Origin of the sequence: Paenibacillus sp. PK1-4R, assembly GCF_030369595.1 — a bacterium.
Classification (GTDB): Bacteria; Bacillota; Bacilli; order Paenibacillales; family Paenibacillaceae; genus Paenibacillus.
Map to the genome: position 1 here is coordinate 6587614 of NZ_CP126535.1, position 17355 is coordinate 6604968.

Annotated in this window: 14 protein-coding genes and 1 pseudogene; all 15 read right to left on the reverse strand. The window is 47.6% G+C overall.

Annotation, left to right across the window (positions count from 1 at the left end; genetic code table 11):
* Positions 1-16: 16 nt before the first annotated feature.
* Positions 17-923, reverse strand: a pseudogene (locus QNO02_RS28600) (Rpn family recombination-promoting nuclease/putative transposase).
* A 196-nt stretch (positions 924-1119) separates the two neighbouring features.
* A complete protein-coding gene (locus QNO02_RS28605; protein WP_084174359.1) occupies positions 1120-1767 on the reverse strand; it encodes a helix-turn-helix transcriptional regulator in 648 nt (215 codons plus the stop codon).
* A 12-nt stretch (positions 1768-1779) separates the two neighbouring features.
* On the reverse strand, positions 1780-2667 hold the full coding sequence (gene trhO, locus QNO02_RS28610; RefSeq protein WP_062836769.1) for an oxygen-dependent tRNA uridine(34) hydroxylase TrhO: 888 nt from the start codon (positions 2665-2667) through the stop codon (positions 1780-1782).
* A 239-nt stretch (positions 2668-2906) separates the two neighbouring features.
* Positions 2907-4016 (reverse strand): TolB family protein, encoded by a 1110-nt coding sequence (locus tag QNO02_RS28615; RefSeq protein WP_289390612.1) that lies wholly within the window; start codon positions 4014-4016, stop codon positions 2907-2909.
* Positions 4017-4073: 57 nt separating this feature from the next.
* Entirely contained in the window at positions 4074-5579 is a 1506-nt protein-coding gene (locus QNO02_RS28620; RefSeq protein ID WP_289390613.1) for a sensor histidine kinase, read from the reverse strand.
* Positions 5576-6286: a response regulator transcription factor gene (locus QNO02_RS28625; protein WP_289390614.1), complete on the reverse strand. Its 711-nt coding sequence runs from the start codon at positions 6284-6286 to the stop codon at positions 5576-5578. The genes QNO02_RS28620 and QNO02_RS28625 overlap by 4 nt, the downstream gene beginning before the upstream one ends.
* A 252-nt stretch (positions 6287-6538) precedes the next feature.
* A complete protein-coding gene (locus QNO02_RS28630; protein ID WP_084650287.1) occupies positions 6539-7435 on the reverse strand; it encodes a helix-turn-helix transcriptional regulator in 897 nt (298 codons plus the stop codon).
* Between the two features lie 236 nt (positions 7436-7671).
* Entirely contained in the window at positions 7672-9081 is a 1410-nt protein-coding gene (locus tag QNO02_RS28635) for an MATE family efflux transporter (protein WP_289390615.1), read from the reverse strand.
* Between the two features lie 236 nt (positions 9082-9317).
* Positions 9318-10205, reverse strand: coding sequence for a carbohydrate ABC transporter permease (locus QNO02_RS28640; protein WP_289390616.1), 888 nt, complete (start codon positions 10203-10205; stop codon positions 9318-9320).
* 192 nt (positions 10206-10397) lie between these two features.
* Positions 10398-11279 (reverse strand): carbohydrate ABC transporter permease, encoded by an 882-nt coding sequence (locus QNO02_RS28645; protein ID WP_289390617.1) that lies wholly within the window; start codon positions 11277-11279, stop codon positions 10398-10400.
* Between the two features lie 38 nt (positions 11280-11317).
* Complete coding sequence (locus tag QNO02_RS28650; protein WP_289390618.1) at positions 11318-12637, reverse strand: extracellular solute-binding protein; 1320 nt, start codon at positions 12635-12637, stop codon at positions 11318-11320.
* A gap of 114 nt (positions 12638-12751) precedes the next feature.
* Entirely contained in the window at positions 12752-13546 is a 795-nt protein-coding gene (locus tag QNO02_RS28655) for a response regulator transcription factor (RefSeq protein WP_074092689.1), read from the reverse strand.
* The gene (locus QNO02_RS28660; protein ID WP_289390619.1) at positions 13536-15299 is read right to left on the reverse strand and encodes a cache domain-containing sensor histidine kinase; all 1764 of its coding nucleotides are present in this window, start codon (positions 15297-15299) and stop codon (positions 13536-13538) included. Before QNO02_RS28660 ends, QNO02_RS28655 begins: the two co-directional genes overlap by 11 nt.
* Positions 15300-15638: 339 nt before the next feature.
* Positions 15639-16466 (reverse strand): carbohydrate ABC transporter permease, encoded by an 828-nt coding sequence (locus tag QNO02_RS28665; RefSeq protein WP_249913754.1) that lies wholly within the window; start codon positions 16464-16466, stop codon positions 15639-15641.
* The gene (locus QNO02_RS28670) at positions 16466-17332 is read right to left on the reverse strand and encodes a carbohydrate ABC transporter permease (protein ID WP_036606633.1); all 867 of its coding nucleotides are present in this window, start codon (positions 17330-17332) and stop codon (positions 16466-16468) included. Before QNO02_RS28670 ends, QNO02_RS28665 begins: the two co-directional genes overlap by 1 nt.
* Positions 17333-17355: the final 23 nt, after the last annotated feature.

Genomic DNA, 17355 nt, shown 5'->3' on the forward strand with positions numbered 1-17355 from the left:
AATAGCTCCAGAGTGCTTATTCCTTTTCTTTTTGCAGTTCCTCTAATTCAGATGAGGTTAGCCCGGTAGCCTTAATAATTATAGCCTGATCAAGACCTAAAGTGAGCATATTCATTGCGATTTTCCGCTTGCTCTCAGCTTCACCTTCTTTGATTCCCTCTTTGATCCCTTCTTCGATTCCTTTTTGAATTCCTTCCTCCATGCCTTTCTTGAGACCCTCTTCTCGTGCGCCCTCAATCATGGAAGCTTCGTCCCACAGAAATTTCTGACGGTCGATATATCGTTGACGTGCTTGCTCATCCTGGCTCAGAAACTCCAATACACTCATGGCTTTTTTCAAAGCCGGTTCCGGTTCGTGCATCATTAACGCCTCCCAGCTTGATCTAGTCATTCCTTTCAGAAATAACAGCCAACGCACCAATCCATCTTTTATTTGAATATTTTCATCATTCAGCTTTGGTATTTCCATAAAATGAATCTCTATAACGTCCGTCAACGGAATATCAGTATGGTCTTCTCTTAAATGAAATACGTTGTGATACTGGTCATTAGCGAGCATTTTGAAATTAACAATGTTGATCGCTACGCATTTTTTGAGTTGACTATATCTCTGTCCTTCAAGTAATTGTCTGGAATATTGTTTACCCCAATAGAACAAAGTCCTCTTCTCTAAATCATACTGATTAAACAACTGCATTTAGCTCACCTTGATCTGTTTTGGCCCGTATGTCCAGTATGGACTGTTTATCTCTCGGTGTATCCTTGTCCAGATAAGGGTTAATTAACACAATCTCGGTCAGTAAAGATTCACCTGCATTTTTGAAGGTATGATTCAGAAAAGCCAAAAGAACATCCTTATTCTCTTCACTTCCAAAGATTCGTTTAAACACATAATCGTTCTTGGGATCAAGCAACTCTGTCATCATTATTCACTCCTACGCGCAAAATGAACAGGATATATCTGCTGAAGTATCAGCAAATATAAGGATGCGAACATGCACTGGATGTTAACTCCATTATAACACGCATCGCCATCCCTAAATAGCGTTTATACGTAATTCATTATCAAAAAAAGAGACTATTTCGACGAATCGAAACAATCTCTTTGTATAAAACCAGTTAATTCCCCGACGCTTCGCGAATCTCATACTTGCACCTTTTGCCGCCATCGGCGTAACATTCGGTACGCTCTACCTCAGCTTGAAGTAGCGAGCGGAACAGTTCCAGTTCACAGCGGCAAGCCTGCTTGTAGACACTCGCGACTTGCACAATCGGGCAATTCATTTCCGTAATGACGTAGGTTCCATCTTCTTCTCTGGACGCATCCGCCATATATCCGTTGGCATTCTGGATTCGTGCGAGTTCCTCCACCCGTCCGGCCAGATCCTGGCCCTCCATCTGTGGCAATCCGCTACGAAGCAGCTTGTCCCGGCGACTCTCGAACAATGCATCCACCACACCGCTCCCGGCTGAGTCAGACAATTCTTCAAGTAGCTCCAGCGTAAGGGACGAATATGATTTCGGGAAAAAGCTGTCCCCACGTACCGTCAATTGGTACACCGAGGACGGACGTCCAGCCGTAGCCCGCGCCTCCCGAACCTCGATCCAGCCGTCCTGCTCCAGTGCCGTCAGATGACGGCGAATGGCCATGCCGGTCAGACCCAAATCAGCTGTCATTTCCCTCGCGGTCAATGTGCCTTGCTGCTTCAGCATGAACAAAATCCGTTCACGCGTCGTTCGTTCCTCTTCACGCTTCACGATCAGCACCTGCTCTCCTGCTTATGCGTGTACCGGTGCTGCCTCCCGGCAAGCATCCGAGCAAAAGCGGTTATGCGTCTCTTCGCAATCCTCACAGCTTACGTGCTGCAGGTTGCAGGTTGGACAATTAATATATCGGTCATGTGTCGTTCCACAGTGATAACAGCTGGCAATGACAATATCCTCGTCTGTCCGGTTAATCGGTACAGAGATCCGCTCGTCAAATACGTAACACTTGCCATCAAACAGATGCCCTTGTACTTCTGGATCTTTACCGTATGTGACAATACCGCCGTCCAATTGAGCCACGTCCTGGAATCCTTCATTGATCATGAACCCAGTCAGCTTCTCGCAGCGAATGCCGCCAGTACAATAAGTAATAATGGTTTTGTCCTTCATGTCACCCAGGTTCTCTCGAATCCACTCCGGAAACTCGCGGAACGACTCAACATCTGGACGGATGGCCCCGCGGAAGTGACCAATTTCGTATTCATAATCATTGCGACCATCGATAACGATGACGTCATCACGTTGCAAATGCTCATGGAACTCTTTCGGTGAAAGGCGTTTGCCACTAATCACATTTGGATCAAGATCTTCGTCCACGCGGAACGTAACCAGCTCTGCTTTGTGACGAACAAAGATTTTTTTGAACGCATGCTCTTCCACATCATCAATCTTAAACACCATGTCGCTGAACAGCGGGTTGGCATGCATGTCTTTCATATACTGTTCCGTCTGTTCAGGAGTTCCGGATACCGTACCGTTAATGCCTTCGGATGCGATCAGAATACGGCCTTTCACACCGAGGTCCTTACAGTATTGCAGATGCTCTTGTGTAAACGTCTCAGGGTCTTCAATCTTCACGAACTTATAATATAAAAGCACGCGGTACGCGCTGTTACACATGTATATCACCTGTTCCTATTCCATGTTGTTGTTAGCCGGATCATCCGGCAAGACGACTACGTTGCACCCTTACTTGTAAAAAGAAAAGAAACAGCCGCCCGAAACTTCGTCTCGAACTGCTGTCTGACATTCGACTTTTATTCCTGCATTCTAGTTTATCGGAAGCGGAATAGCTTAGTCAATATAAATGTATAGAAAGGGATGAAAGATATGGAACATATCTGTCCGCAACAACCATCCTATTCGGAGATCGTAATAACCGAAGTTACAAAGTGATACGATTCATTCTCCAATATGGCCTGCGATAAAAGGATCTTATTACCTTCCGGGCTCCAGGCGAGCGGGTCAGAGGCGTTATCCATATCCGCTGAGATCTGGAACTGCTCAGCCGACTCCGTGTTGGAGACAAACAGCCCTTTCTCATTATCATTCTCGGAATTGATGGTGTATGCAATCTTGGAATCATCACCCGACCAGCTGGTGCCGAAGATCTGCGTACCTCTGGCGAGCGTGGCCTTCTCATTACCTTCCAGATCGGTGAGCACCAGCGCCCGTTTGGTATCCGCCGTTCTTTTCACAATCGCAAGCCTTGTTCCATCATTAGAAGGAATGACCCACTCCACACTTTTCAGCACCTGTTTCACGTCACCCGTCTTCACCTCGTATGCATTCAACTGGCCGTCCTCGCCCGTAATATAATAGAGCATATTGCCTGACACTTTGATACTCCGCACATTGAAATTGCCCGTCTCCACCAGTACTTTCGTTGTACCGTCCACACTTGCAGAGATCAGATCACCCTTCATATCGGGGAAAACAACATGTTCATTATCCAGCCACGCGCCCTCTTGGATGAATCCATCCTCCTTACCAGCAGGGGTTGTCTCCCCGTTATGCAGGTTCAGGAAGTAGCCTTTGCCCGTATTTTCCTCCGGCTCCCGGTAGAACAGGTACTGACCATCCGGTGACACCAGCGGTGCACCCAGACTGGCTTCACTTTCCTTGAGCGGCGTGTCTGTACCTTTCGTCAGATCATACATATATAAGTTATGCGGATATCTTTCCTGGCCTTCAACCGTGACGGGTTTCAAGGACTTGTTCTCCTTGTCGGATACAATCCAATCATCACTAAGCCATGCAATTCCGCGCATATTCGGCAATTTATCAATTTTCTCCAACTTGAAGCTCTGGTACACGGACGTGTTGGTATTATCTTTTACTGTAATATCGGTGCCCGTTTTCCCGCCTTGTGCATTGCCCCCCGGCTCTGTTGTTCCCCCACATGCTGCTGTTGTTAACAGAGCAATGGCCCCAAACGTCCCCAAAGCTGCTTGTTTCCAATTCATCATGGTCCCCCCTGGTTTCTCTTCTATAAGACCAAGCATACACATGGCATACTTCCAAAGTTATTCAGACTTGTTTCGAACTTGTAAACTTGAATCAGCCAAAGGGAAAATGAGCTGAAACGTCACACCTTCCCCATCTTCTGGATCATCCGACAGCAGGGTGATTGTACCGCCCTGTTTTTCAACAAACTGCTTCACGAGAGATAGTCCCAGTCCGGTTCCACCGGTTTTTCTGGCCCTGTCTTTGTTCACAGTATAAAAGGGTTCAAAAATCTTCTCCCGCGCCTCTGCCGGAATCGGCGTACCCGAGTTATAGATGCGAATGACCGCTTGACGCTCCTGCATCCGCAGTTCATTCTCCACCCGGATCACACCATCCGGAACGTTATATTTGATCGCATTATCCAGCATGTTGATGAAAATATGCATAAGACTCTCCCGATCGCTGCGGATCACCGCCGGTTCAAGATCCAGTTCCATATTCAGCGCGAACTTCTCCGCTTTTCCACGCATCCGGCCACAGGCATCCTCCAGCAGAGCACTGACCTCAACATCTTCGGCCTGGTTCTCGAAGTCATACTTCTCCATAGCAGATAAATGTAGTACTTTCTCGACCATCTCGTACAGCCGCTCCGTTTCTTTGCCAATGTTACTCGTGGCATCATCAAGCAGTTGCGGATCATCCTTATACATGTCGAGCAGCTCCACATAAGCTTTGATCGATGTCAGCGGTGTCTTGAACTCATGGCTGATGTTACCGATATATTGTTTCTGCTGCTGTTCCAGCGCCTGCAACTTCTCTATCGCCAGTTGCAGCTTCTGCTGCTCCGCATGCATGGCTGTGATATTTTGCTGAATGGATGTACTCATATAATAAATGCCCTGCCCCAGCTCTCCCAATTCATCCTTGCGCCTTACAGGAGACTCCGTAATGTAGTTCCCTTCTCGAATGAAATCTGCGGACCTCTTCAGCCGGGTAATCGCAACGGCAAACCGATTGTAGAACAGATAACCTAATATGAAACTCAGCGCAACAACAGTAATTCCGGCCCATATGAACAATTGAAGGATGCGAGTATAGAATTCATGGTAGCTTTGGACCGGATATTGCATCCATACAGCACCCATCTGTCCATCCGGACCGTCCAGTGGTGCGGCATAGAGCAAGGTATCCCCTTGTTCATGATAGGCAATTTTATTTTGCAGTGCATAGTTAAGCGTATCCTGAACAATCGCACTCTCCCCGGAGCTGATCGATGAACCGACTTGCTGGCCATTCATATCATAGAGCGCTATCGGCAATCCGGTAGAATTGGCTAGTTCCTGTGCAAGCCTGCGGCCGTTTTGTTGTAAAAAAACGTCCTGTTCGAGATGAACGGACTCCGTATAGTAGGCTTGTCTCACGTTCAAGTTGACCAGCCGTGTCTGTTGGGACAGAATACCCTCAATCTGTGACTGCTGATTGCGTTCAATACCGCGCAGAACCAGTGAACTAAGCACAACCACGGTCAGGATAAGCAAGGCTGCCAGAAAAACACTGAACTTCAGCTTGATGCTGACTCTCATATGGCCCCGCCTGTTTCAGGCGCAGAAGCTTTGTAACCAATCCCGTACACGGTCTGCAATTTTTGCTGATCTGTATCCCCGATTTTCTTGCGCAAACGCTGGATGTGAATGTCCACGGTCCGTGTCCCACCTGCATATTCCATGCCCCAGACCCGGTCCAGCAGATCGTCTCGTGTGTACACACGCTCGGGATTGGACATGAGAATGGTCAGCAGGTCGAACTCTTTTGGTGTCAGATCCAGCTTCTCCTCATTCACGGTCACTGTGCGGTGAGCAACATGAATACGCAGTGTGCCATTCACGATGGCCTGATTCTTCGAATCGTCAGGTGGTGGACTGCTTTTCTCGACACGGCGCATGAGCGCTTTCACCCTTGCGAGCAGTTCACGGATCTCGAATGGTTTGGTCATGTAATCATCGGCGCCCATTTCCAGGCCAACGATTTTGTCCACGATATCATTTTTGACGGTCAGCAAAATAATGCCGATATCCTCGCGGTCCTCCAGCCTGCGGCATACGCCGTATCCATCAAGCCTTGGCATCATGACGTCCAGAATTATGACCTGTGGGTGAAACGATGCGACCTTGACCAAGGCCTCTTCGCCGTCACTCGCAGTATCTACTTCATATCCTTCGCGCCGCAGCGCGTAAGCAATGGCACTGACGATACTTGATTCGTCATCTACCACGAGCACTTTTTTATTCATGGGATTCATCCTCTTTATCTATGTCATGAGTTAGTTTATGGGTCTATGTTAGCAAGGTCCGTGGGAATTAGCTATGGATGAGTTTGCAATTTGTATGAGAAGCCTGCATCCTCTCAGCTTGGACTTGGCTCTACTTTCTTTATACCCCAAAGGCAACAAAAAGAGCCAACCCATAATTGGATCAGCCCTTGATCTATAGATTTCCAAATCATGTTAATGTTTAAGTCAGCCGTTTAAGGCCCCCTTCTGCATCTACTCCTCAAATGACAGATTCAGCGGCTCGTCCGACATCTCGTACTCTGTCTCCATATGTGTCAGTGGTGTGTTCAGATCAACCTCCTCGAAGCGGAAGCTGTCGACCCACACTTTTCCTTTGCCGTTCAAAATAACCCCGAATGAAATGACCGCGCTGCCCTCCGGCACATCAAGCACAATACTGTACTGATTCCATGGCTGCGTACCCGTAATTGGCCGATCATGCATGTTATCAAATTGAAGTACATCATGGACGTTATTATCCACACGCATCCATAATCCGCAGAACGCATCCACATGCTCGGTCTTCACGAATCCCGATAACTTCATCCGCTTACCCACATACTTGTCCGCTCTGAACTGTTGCATCATTGTTGCGAACTCGTTAGGCTCCATCGGCGTAACGGCCTTCAAATATCCTGAAGCTTTCCCCTGATGCACTTCAGCCGGATCAATGCCCATCTCATAATTCTGCGGATGACTCCCGGTTAACATCCAACCTGTAATTGTTGACGTCTGATTCATCTGTAATTCTCCTCCTCTGGTTCTTCCTTCGAATAATTTCAGATCGAACAATTTGCGAAAACGTCCTGGTGGCATGCCATATAATTTGCGGAATGCACGGGTGAAGGCTTCTTGACTCTCAAAACCACATGCCAGAGCGATGTCCAAAATGCCCGCATCCGTCGATCGGAGGGTCGTGGACGCCAGACTCATCCGGCGATTGCGGATATAATCCACCACGGTCATGCCCACCTCATTACGGAAAATTCGATGGTAGTGATATGGCGACAACAACGCCTCGGATGCCACTTCTTCCAGTCCAATCTGCTCATGCAGATGAGTCTCAATATAGAACAAACTTTGCTGAATCATTGCACGGTAACGGCTCAACTGAGGTAAAGCCCCCTTCCATATCCTTACTATACGTGAAGGATGTCATCGCCGTTTTGATCATTTTTGCTATCTTCACTTTGGTTGGCCTCTATCCCGAACGAAAAAAAGAGCCAATCACGGATGGAATCCTTTCCGTAATTGACTCTTCTGGGAAACCGCCGTCCTGTGGCTACTCTAGAGCCACTTCATTGATCTACAGCAGGTTCATTTATATCTTTGCACAACATTCTTCGTCAGACAGCCGGTACCGGCTGTGCACCAACCTCTTCGTCATCATGCTCCACCAATTCATGTTTCTCCCAAGCTCTGCTCTTCCAGCGGAAGAACATAATGACCGCGCGGGTCCACTCATCTGCCGCAATGGCAAGCCACACACCCGCGAGCCCCAGATGAAGCTTGAATATGAGCAGGTACCCCAGTGGCAGACTCATGCAGACCATGGAGATCAGCCCCATGTATACCGGGAATTTTGCATCCCCTGCCGCACGCAGGGAACCAATGATCACAATATTGCAGGTACGCCCGGTTTCGAGCAAAAGACTGAGTAGAATCACTTGAGCCCCCAGCTTGATAATTTCCGGATTATCCGTAAATATGCTCATCAGCGGCACACGGAACAGAATGATGAATATATCAATGACAACCGTGGCCAGAAGCGCCCATTTTACACTGTCAAAAACACGTTTGTACGCATCGTCTTTGCGCCGCGCACCCACAAGCCGGCCTACAATGATCGATGTCCCCATACCAATCGCCATGCTGAACAAGTAGATATAGCTGGAGATATTACCCGCATACTGCTTCGTTGCCATAGCTTCTGCACCCAGATAGGTCACATACAGCGTGAACACGAGCTGGCAGGAATGATATACCATCGATTCCATCGCAGACGGAATGCCAATCCGCAGAATTTTGCCAATGAATTTCTTGGACAACTTAATGTAGTATTCAAAATCCACCCGTACCTCGCTCACACGATACAACAACCAGAAGAAGATCAGAAGGCAGATAAAACGGCTCCCCACCGTGGAGATCGCTGCCCCTTCCACCCCAAGCTTCGGCAGGCCGAAGTGTCCAAAGATCAATGCATAGTTACCAACAACGTGAATCACGTTCATAAATACAGCAACATACATCGTTTCTTTGGTGTAACCATGTGTACGAATCGTCGCAGCCAGCGCATTAATGAGCGCCTGAAGGAAGATACCGCCACCAACGATATTTATATACGAACGGGCAAAATCATAAATTTCGCCTTGAATGTTCAGGAGTGATAACAAATGTCCTCCGAACAGAAGGAAGATTCCGCTCAGGACCAGACCTACGATAAGATTCAGTGTGATCGCATTACCCGTAACTTGTGCTGCTTCACTTAACTTTTTGGATCCGATATATTGTGCGACTACAATCGCAGCACCATGTCCAATGACTTCCAATACAAGGATAGCGATAGAAATAATCTGATTGGCTGCTCCAACGCCGGAGACCGCATTATCGGATACCGAGCTGAGCATGAGCGTATCCACGCTCCCCATCAACATAAATAAGAAGAGTTCCAAGAAAATAGGCCATGTAAGTCGAATCAGATTCAGATCCTTGGCATCAGAACGAAGGGACTCTTTGGTTGAGGATATTGCTGTCATTTTCTCACCTTTCCCATGTGGGCTTTAATTCTTAGGGTATGTTAGCACAGGTGGTTTGAAAATGCAGTAGTTTTGCGAAAAAAGTTGAAAGTTTTTTGTAATTCCATAAATAGGTATTTTCACTGCTTTCATATAGCCCATCTTCCGTACGCCTGCCAGAGGTTTTAGAAGACAAAAAAGGTCCTTCCCAACTCGCTTTTGAGCAAGTAATGGAAGGACCTTAAACCCTCAGCCTTTTAACCTTTAACAGAACCCGCAGCAATTCCCTCCACGATTCGGTTACTCAAGATAAGAAAAGCAATCAGGATTGGCATAATGCTAATCATCAGCGTTGCACCAATGGCTCCCCAATCCGTTGTGTATTGACCAATAAAGTTCTGTACCCCAACAGTCAGGGTTTTGTACGAATCTGTACTGATGAACGTATTAACAAAGATGAATTCATTCCAGTTATAGATCATGTTAATGATCGCCGTTGTGGAAATGACCGAAGACGTCATCGGCAGCACAATCCGAAAGAAAATCCGATGCACGGAGCAACCATCCATCACTGCGGCTTCTTCCACTTCCCGGGGGAGAGCGTAGTAGAATCCAAGTAGAATCATAATGGTAATTGGCATATTAAAGGCAATATAAGACAGGATGACTGACAAAGGATGATCTGTGAGATGAAGCTTCAGGAACAAGCTGAACAGCGGGATCAACGTGGAGTGTACAGGGATCATCAGACCCACCATGAACAGCCCCAGCACCAGCGAACGACCTTTCCAGCGCATACGTGTAATGGCAAAGGTCACCAGACTGGCGAACAGCACGGTGATCACCACCGAGACCACCGTAATCCATACACTGTTGAAGAAGTACAAGCTGATATTTCCCTCTGTCCATACCTTGACATAGTTTTCCCAACGCGGAGTGGCAGGAAGGGAAAAAGGCGCCATGTCGAATACTTCCTGATTATTTTTAAGCGAGAATAACAGCAACCATACCAAAGGTAAAATTTGCAGCAAAGCTACCAGGGACAAGAGGAAATACAGCAGAATATAGCCAAATCTCCTTAACCATGCCGAACCTCGGCTTGTCCCCGGGTAAGTTGGTAATCTTACAGCCGTATCCGTCTTCACCGGGATGGACCTCCTTTCATTTCACTAGGGCGTGTCTGGAAACTCCGAAGGTGGCAGATTTTGCCGAATTTTCGTTCCAAGCAAGGAAATTTTCCGCAGGCGTGCCGGGGCACGTCAAGGGAAAGTGACGCAGCAGGGGGCGAAAAGGCGGTAAAAGATGCACTTCAGCGAGTTTTCAGACACGAACTAGCGTCAGGAATACTGGATCGTATCTTTGGATGCTGTCGCTTTTCGAAGCAGCCAGGTAACAAGCAGACAGATCAAGAGCAGGAAGAACCCTACAGCACTGCTGTAACCAAAGTCGAAGCTACGGAACGCCTGACGATACATATAGGAGGCCATCACTTCGCTGGAACCATTCGGTCCGCCATCGGTCATCACGTAGATGAGATCAAAATACTTGAGTGAGCCTACCACAGCCAGTACCACAGTCACCTTGATGACTTCTGTAATAAGGGGCAGCTTGATTCGAAAAGCGATCTGCCAAGGGCTTGCTCCATCAATCCGGGCTGCTTCCACCAGAGATTCCGGAATATTTTTGAGGGCCGCATAATAGATCAAAATATAGAAGCCTGCATACTGCCATAGAATCGGCACGAACAGTGCATACAACACCAGGGATGGCTCCGCCAGCCAGGCTGGCGGATTGCTGAAGCCGATCGCTTCCAGAAAGGTGTTTAGCACACCATTGCTGGGATGATAGATCTTCAGCCATAACTGGGCGATCGCGACCGAAGACAGCAGCATCGGGATCAAATATATTTTACGGAACAGATTGGCACCCTTGATCTTGCCTGACAGCACCAAAGCAATCATCAGATAACCGATCAGACTCAGCGCAGAGAACAAAGCAAGTAAAAAGGTATGATTCGCACTCTGCCAGAATGTTCCGTCTTGAAGAAGTCTGGCGTAATTATCCAATCCAATAAAGGTCATTGCACCGATCCCGTCCCATTGCATCAACCCATAATACCCGGTGAGCACGATCGGGATGTAAACCAAGACCAGCAGCAGAAGCAGTGCAGGAAGCACGTACAACGCAGCAACGAGACGGTTGGACATGACTTTGTCCATCACATTATCCTCCCTTCAAGCGTTCAAACGTGTGTACGTCAATTGCCTTTATCAATTGCAGCCTGATGATTCTTCACAAAGTCCTCCGGTGTTACCGCTTTGCCAAACAACGCCTGAATCATGTCGAGATGGGCCTGAGCGGCTGCCGGTTTCATCTGTACATCTGCAAAGAGCGTAAGGCTGCTGGCCTGATTCAATTCGTTCAGCAGGTCAATATAGAGCTGTGGCAACTGTACTGCCGCCGTATCCACTTTGGTAGCCGGGATGACGCCTGCTTCAGTTACCGAACTTTCACCCCATTTTTCCACAAAGTATTGCACAAACTTCTGCGCTTCTTCCTTCACTTTGGAGTTCTGGGCCACGAACAACCCTACACCTGGACCACCTACCCAGCTATTAATATCGCTCTTGCCATCTTCCATTGTTGGGAATTTGAAAAATCCGATCTTGTCTTTGAATTCCTGCGGGATGTCCGGGTTAGTCGTGAAGTTTGGCAGTTCCCAGGTACCCATCAGATACATAGCAGCTTTTTCGTTCATGAATTCGGATTTGCCCTCATCGTTAGACAACCCGTTAAAGCCTTTGTTGAAAGCATTCATATCCACCAGTTTTTGTACCTCGGCAGCAGCTTGAGTCAGCGCAGGATCGTCAAACTTGCCAGAGCCATTGATGGCCTTTTCCAGTGCATCTCCACCTAACCGATTCGCCAGATACATATACCAGAGTGAGCCGGTCCAGCGGTCTTTATTGCCCAGTGCGATCGGAACCTCACCGTTCTCTGTCAGTGTCTTCAGCACACTCAGGAATTCATCGTACGTTGCTGGCGGCTGCAAGTTATATTTCGCAAAAATGGCTTTGTTATAATAAATGGGGGAGATATTCAACTCGATTGGTAGCGCATATGTTTTGCCGTCTATGGCATAAGCTTCTGTTGTTCCGGCTATGAATTTCTCGCCCAGCGAGTCACTCAGCAGATCATCGACCGGTGCGAACAGGTTCCCCTTTACATAAGGCTCCAGAAATCCAGCAGCCCAAGTTACACCAACATCGGGAAGTTCATTGGATGCCGACAGGATTTTCAATTTGTTCTTATATTGTTCATTCTCCAGCACTTCCTGCTTAATGGTTACATTCGGATAATCCGTCTGATACTGCTTGATGATATCGTTGACCAGTTTGTTTTGCTGTGCGGAACTGCCTGCTGGCCAGAGGTGCATAAATTTGAGGGTTACTTTCCCATCTGTGCCGTTGCTGCCTGTTTCACCCTCTTCATCCGAACTTGAACTGTTACATCCGGATAAAATTACGGCGAGAACCAGCGTCCATGACAGAAGAATGGCCATCGTCTTTTTGCTCATTATTCCAACCCCCTTGGTTTTATCGGTTAATGTAACCGCTTTAACCAAATTGTAGCACGCGCCTATCACACCTATAAGACCAGAACAATTTGGAAAAACTCCACTTTTTTGAGGTTATTTGTTACTTCGTTCAGATAGGGAATGCCGATATTTGCTTGGACTTAGCCCCTCAAGACTTTTAAATACTGTGATAAAATACTTATCCGTCTGATAACCCACCTGTTCGGCAATTTCCGAGATTGGCATCGTTGTCTGTACAAGCAACTCCTTCGCGCGCTGAATCCGTTTGCGGGTAAGATATTCACTAAAATTGATGCCGATCTGTTCCTTGAACAATACGCTGAAGTAACTGGAGTTGAGATGGAGTAGATCAGCGATTTCACGCATGGTCACATGTTCACCCAGATGAGCATCCACATAGGTCAAAGCTTCACTGATCTGGCTATTGAGCCTCTGTTCTCCGCGCTCCTTAACATCCAGCAGCTTCGGGTCAACCATTTCTTGCATCGTTTGAATACGTCGCTGTTGTTCGCTGAACTTTAGGGCTTTTTCGACGGTCTGCAGCAATTGTTCCTTATCAATCGGTTTCAACATATACTCCACAACACCCAGCTTAATGGCCTGCTGGGCGTATTGAAAATCGGCATGCCCCGACATAATCAGGACAACAGGCTTGTTCGAAAAATGTTGAATGGCTTCAATCAGAGACAAGCCAGAGAATTCCGGCATGCGAACATCCGTTATTAACAGATCTGCCGGCTTTTTCTTGAGCCATTCCACAGCCTCGACGCCACTTTCTGCAGTCTGAATGTGATTTCGTCCTGCCGACCATCCCTCCAGTGTTTTGCGAATACCCTCTCTTGTACGCGGCTCATCATCCACGATAAGAATTGTTTTGTCATGAATCATATGCACCCTCCGTTCCCATGGGAATCTCAAAGCAAATGACAGTCCCTTCCCCAACCTTACTTGTTATAGAAAGCTTGCAACGTTCGCCAAGTTGGCTGCCAAAGTAAAGCTTCAGTCGCCGATGTACGTTGATTAGACCTACGCCTGTACCCTTGTTAGATACAGCGGGGCCACCATGTAAGGCATGAATTACAGATTGAAGCCGTGATTCATCCATACCGGGACCATCATCCCGAACCTCAATGCGAACCAGATTTTTCTCGGTCGAAGCATCCACATGGACGCTTATCGTTCCCGGACCCAGTTTACTTTCAACCCCATGAAGAATCGCATTTTCAACCAAGGGCTGTATGAGCAGTTTCGGGATGTGGACCTCACGTACCGCATCGCTCAGCTGAATCTGCCATTGCATTCTCTCTCCCAACCGCATCTGCATAATTTGAAGATAACGCTCGGCGTGTTCCAGCTCGTCGGCCATCGTAACCCATTCATCCTGTTGCGAGCTGGAGATGATGTAACGAAATAATCGGGACATCGCCACCACCATACGTGCCATCTCCTCGTCTCCCTTTTCCTCAAGGGACCAATAGAACGCTTCCAGCGTGTTGAATAGAAAATGGGGATTAATCTGAGACTGCAACGCCTTCAGCTCAGCCCGGGACTGCATGACTTCCTTCTCATGAACCACACGGGTCAATTCATTCTGCCTGTAGACCATCTGGTTATATACGTTGTTAAGTTCATTGATCTCCATCGTAGAGCTAACCATTAGATTAGGTCTCATTGCTCCCGGCTCTGCACTGCGCATGGCCCGCATCAGCCGTATGAGTGGACGTGTAATCATGGTGGACAGGAAGAAGGACATGATAAGGAACAGAACAACACCAATCATTCCCGAGACGAGCAACGCTGTTCTCAGGATGGATACACCTTCCGTTGTCTCCCGCAACGGGGTCAGGACAGCAAGTGTCCATCCCGTTAACTCCGATTTTTGCCTGACGACGATATAGGATTCCTCCCCGTTCTGCACGACTGATCCGCTGTCCAATATGGCCTTTGGATCGAGATTAATTTCCAGATCGGAACTCACCACTTCGCCTGCACCATCCAAGAGCATGATAGAGTCCTGCGAACCATCTGTCCCATTCGAATCATTGAGTTGAAAAAAACTACGCTGCATCCGCACCACCACATAACCTCCGTGTTCGAAAGAATGATCCAGCAGGTTAATCCGCCGAATAGCCAGGAGCACACCCGGATCTTCAGGGTCAGCGCCTGCCCATACCAGTCTGCCTTTTCCTTCATCCGCCAGGTTGATCCAGTTGCGCTCCACTCTGAGATCGAGGGATCGGTCATCCATCGGAAAGATACGGTTATAACCCGTAGTGTATATCTCCATACTTTGCGCTCCGTTGATGAAAGACTGATAACTACCTGCAATCTGCAAGAGAGCTTGGCGCTGATTAAAGGTAGCTGGGTTGCCTTGCTTCTCATCGCTAAGCAGACGCTGCACGTATGAATCATCCGCCACCTGGGCGGTCAGCGAATTCACTTGTGCAATGAGTGCATCCAATCTGCCACTGGCTTGGACGGCGGTTTGGTGAATATGTTTCTCCGCATTGCTTTTCAGCAGAGCAGCTACCCGATCATAGGCCGATATGCCTGCGAGCAGCAGAACAACAAGCATCACCATAACAAAACCAATGAAGATCTGATTCCGAAGTGAGTTAAAATGTCCTTTTTTCCCGTGCAACTTCCCCAATCTCCTCTCTTTTTGGCATGTAAAAGAACCCACCACCTTACGCCCGTGCTCTTGAAGACTGGGTACAAACGATGCCGGATTTATCTACGTATTCAGTTTTTCTCGTTAAAGCGCTTGCAGAAATGAACCTTACTCTTCTTCTCTCTTAGTCTTTGTTTACCGATTAAACTAACGACTAAAAAATAGCATAGTTTTACAGGTTAATCAATCCTCCCGAAGAGTTCCCAGACGTTAAATGACAAGGATCAAAAAAAGAGAGGGGACTTTTAAAGTCCACCTCTCTTTGTTCATATCCCTTCACACATATTCTTTTCTTTGGTACATCTTCAGTTATTTCACAGACCCTTGTGTAACCCCGTTGATGATCCACTTCTGTGCAAACAGGTAGATGATAATCATCGGCAGCAACGCGAGCAGGTATGATGCAAACGCAAGGTTAAACTCGGTATTAAACTGTCCTTGGAATACATACTGTACCAGCGGCAACGTGTACTGTCCCGGATCACTGATAATAATGAGTGGCAGCAAGAAGTCGTTGTACGTGGACAGGCAGGTCAGAATACCAACCGTGGCACTGATTGGCGCCATGAGCGGGAAAATGATTTTCCAGAACGTGCCCCAGGTTGTCGCCCCATCTACAAAAGCCGCTTCCTCCAGCGCTACCGGAATGGACCGGATATATCCAACGTATACAAATACGTTGAATGCCAGACCATAGACCGTGTGCAGCAGGATCAGACCTACCAGATTCGTCATCTCCAGGGATGCGGTCAGCTTAACAATTGGCAGCATGATGATCGGGAACGGAATGAACATCGCGCTGACGAAGTAATAATACAGCCCTTTGAAAAACTTGCGTTTCTCCATATTCCGCGCAATGGCATAAGCCACCATCGAGTTACTGAGCAACGTCAAAAGTACGGTTGATGCAGTAACAATCGCACTGTTACGGAACGACTGGAAGAAGTTTGTCATGTCGATGGCCCTCGAGAAATTCTCCCAGTGAAGCGTTGTCGGGATGGCAAAGACCGATTGGGCCATCTGCTCCGGATTTTTCAAAGCAATCGTAACGGTCATATACAGTGGGAACAGGATAAACAGGGTACCCAGCACAACGAGCAGCATAACGAGCCAATTGATTCGTGTACGGCCTCTCATTACAGATCCATCTCCCTTCTTTGCAGGAACCGGATTTGCAGAATTGAAATCACCGCAATAACGATGAAGTAAATAACCGAGTTCGCAGATTGATATGCATATTCGCCGCCTTCAAATCCTCCGGTGTAGATCAGATGGGAGATGGACTGCGTCGCCCGTCCGGGACCACCGTTGGTCAAGGCTACGATTTGGTCGAAGACCATAAGTGAGTTTTTCATCGCAAGCACCATATTAATGGTGAAGAAAGGTGCAATCAGCGGGAATGTAATACTCCAGAATTCACGCCATTTGCCTGCACCGTCGAGGTTGGATGCCTCGTATAGTGTCGTTGGTATCGTTTGCAGACCAGCCAAATACAGAATCGTATTCAGGGCCACCGATTGCCATACTGCAACAATGACGATACCAATCCAAGCCAGACTCTCGCTGCCGAGAATGTTGGTGGATAGCGCATTGATGCCCAGATTTTGTCCCCAGATCGGGAATACGTTGGAGAACAGGTAGTTAAATATGTAACCCACGATCAGTACACTCAGAATATTGGGCAGGAAGTAGATGCCGCGGAAAAAGTTACGGAACTTAATCTTGGCATTCAGCCCGAGTGCAATGAGCAGGCTCAGAATATTGGTCAGGATCGTCACCACGATCGCAAATTTGAACGTAAACCAGTAGGCGTTACCTACATTGTCATCCTGGAATAAGTTGAAATAGTTTTTAAAGCCAACAAAATCATACTCTTTCCCGAATCCGTTATAATTCGTAAATGAATAATAGATGCCCTGGAGGGCCGGCAGTGTCATAAATACAAAGAACAATACTACCGCCGGAACCGTCATCCAGTAATAAGGTGCGATACGTTTGTTCATACTCCATCCTCCTTCAGACAAGG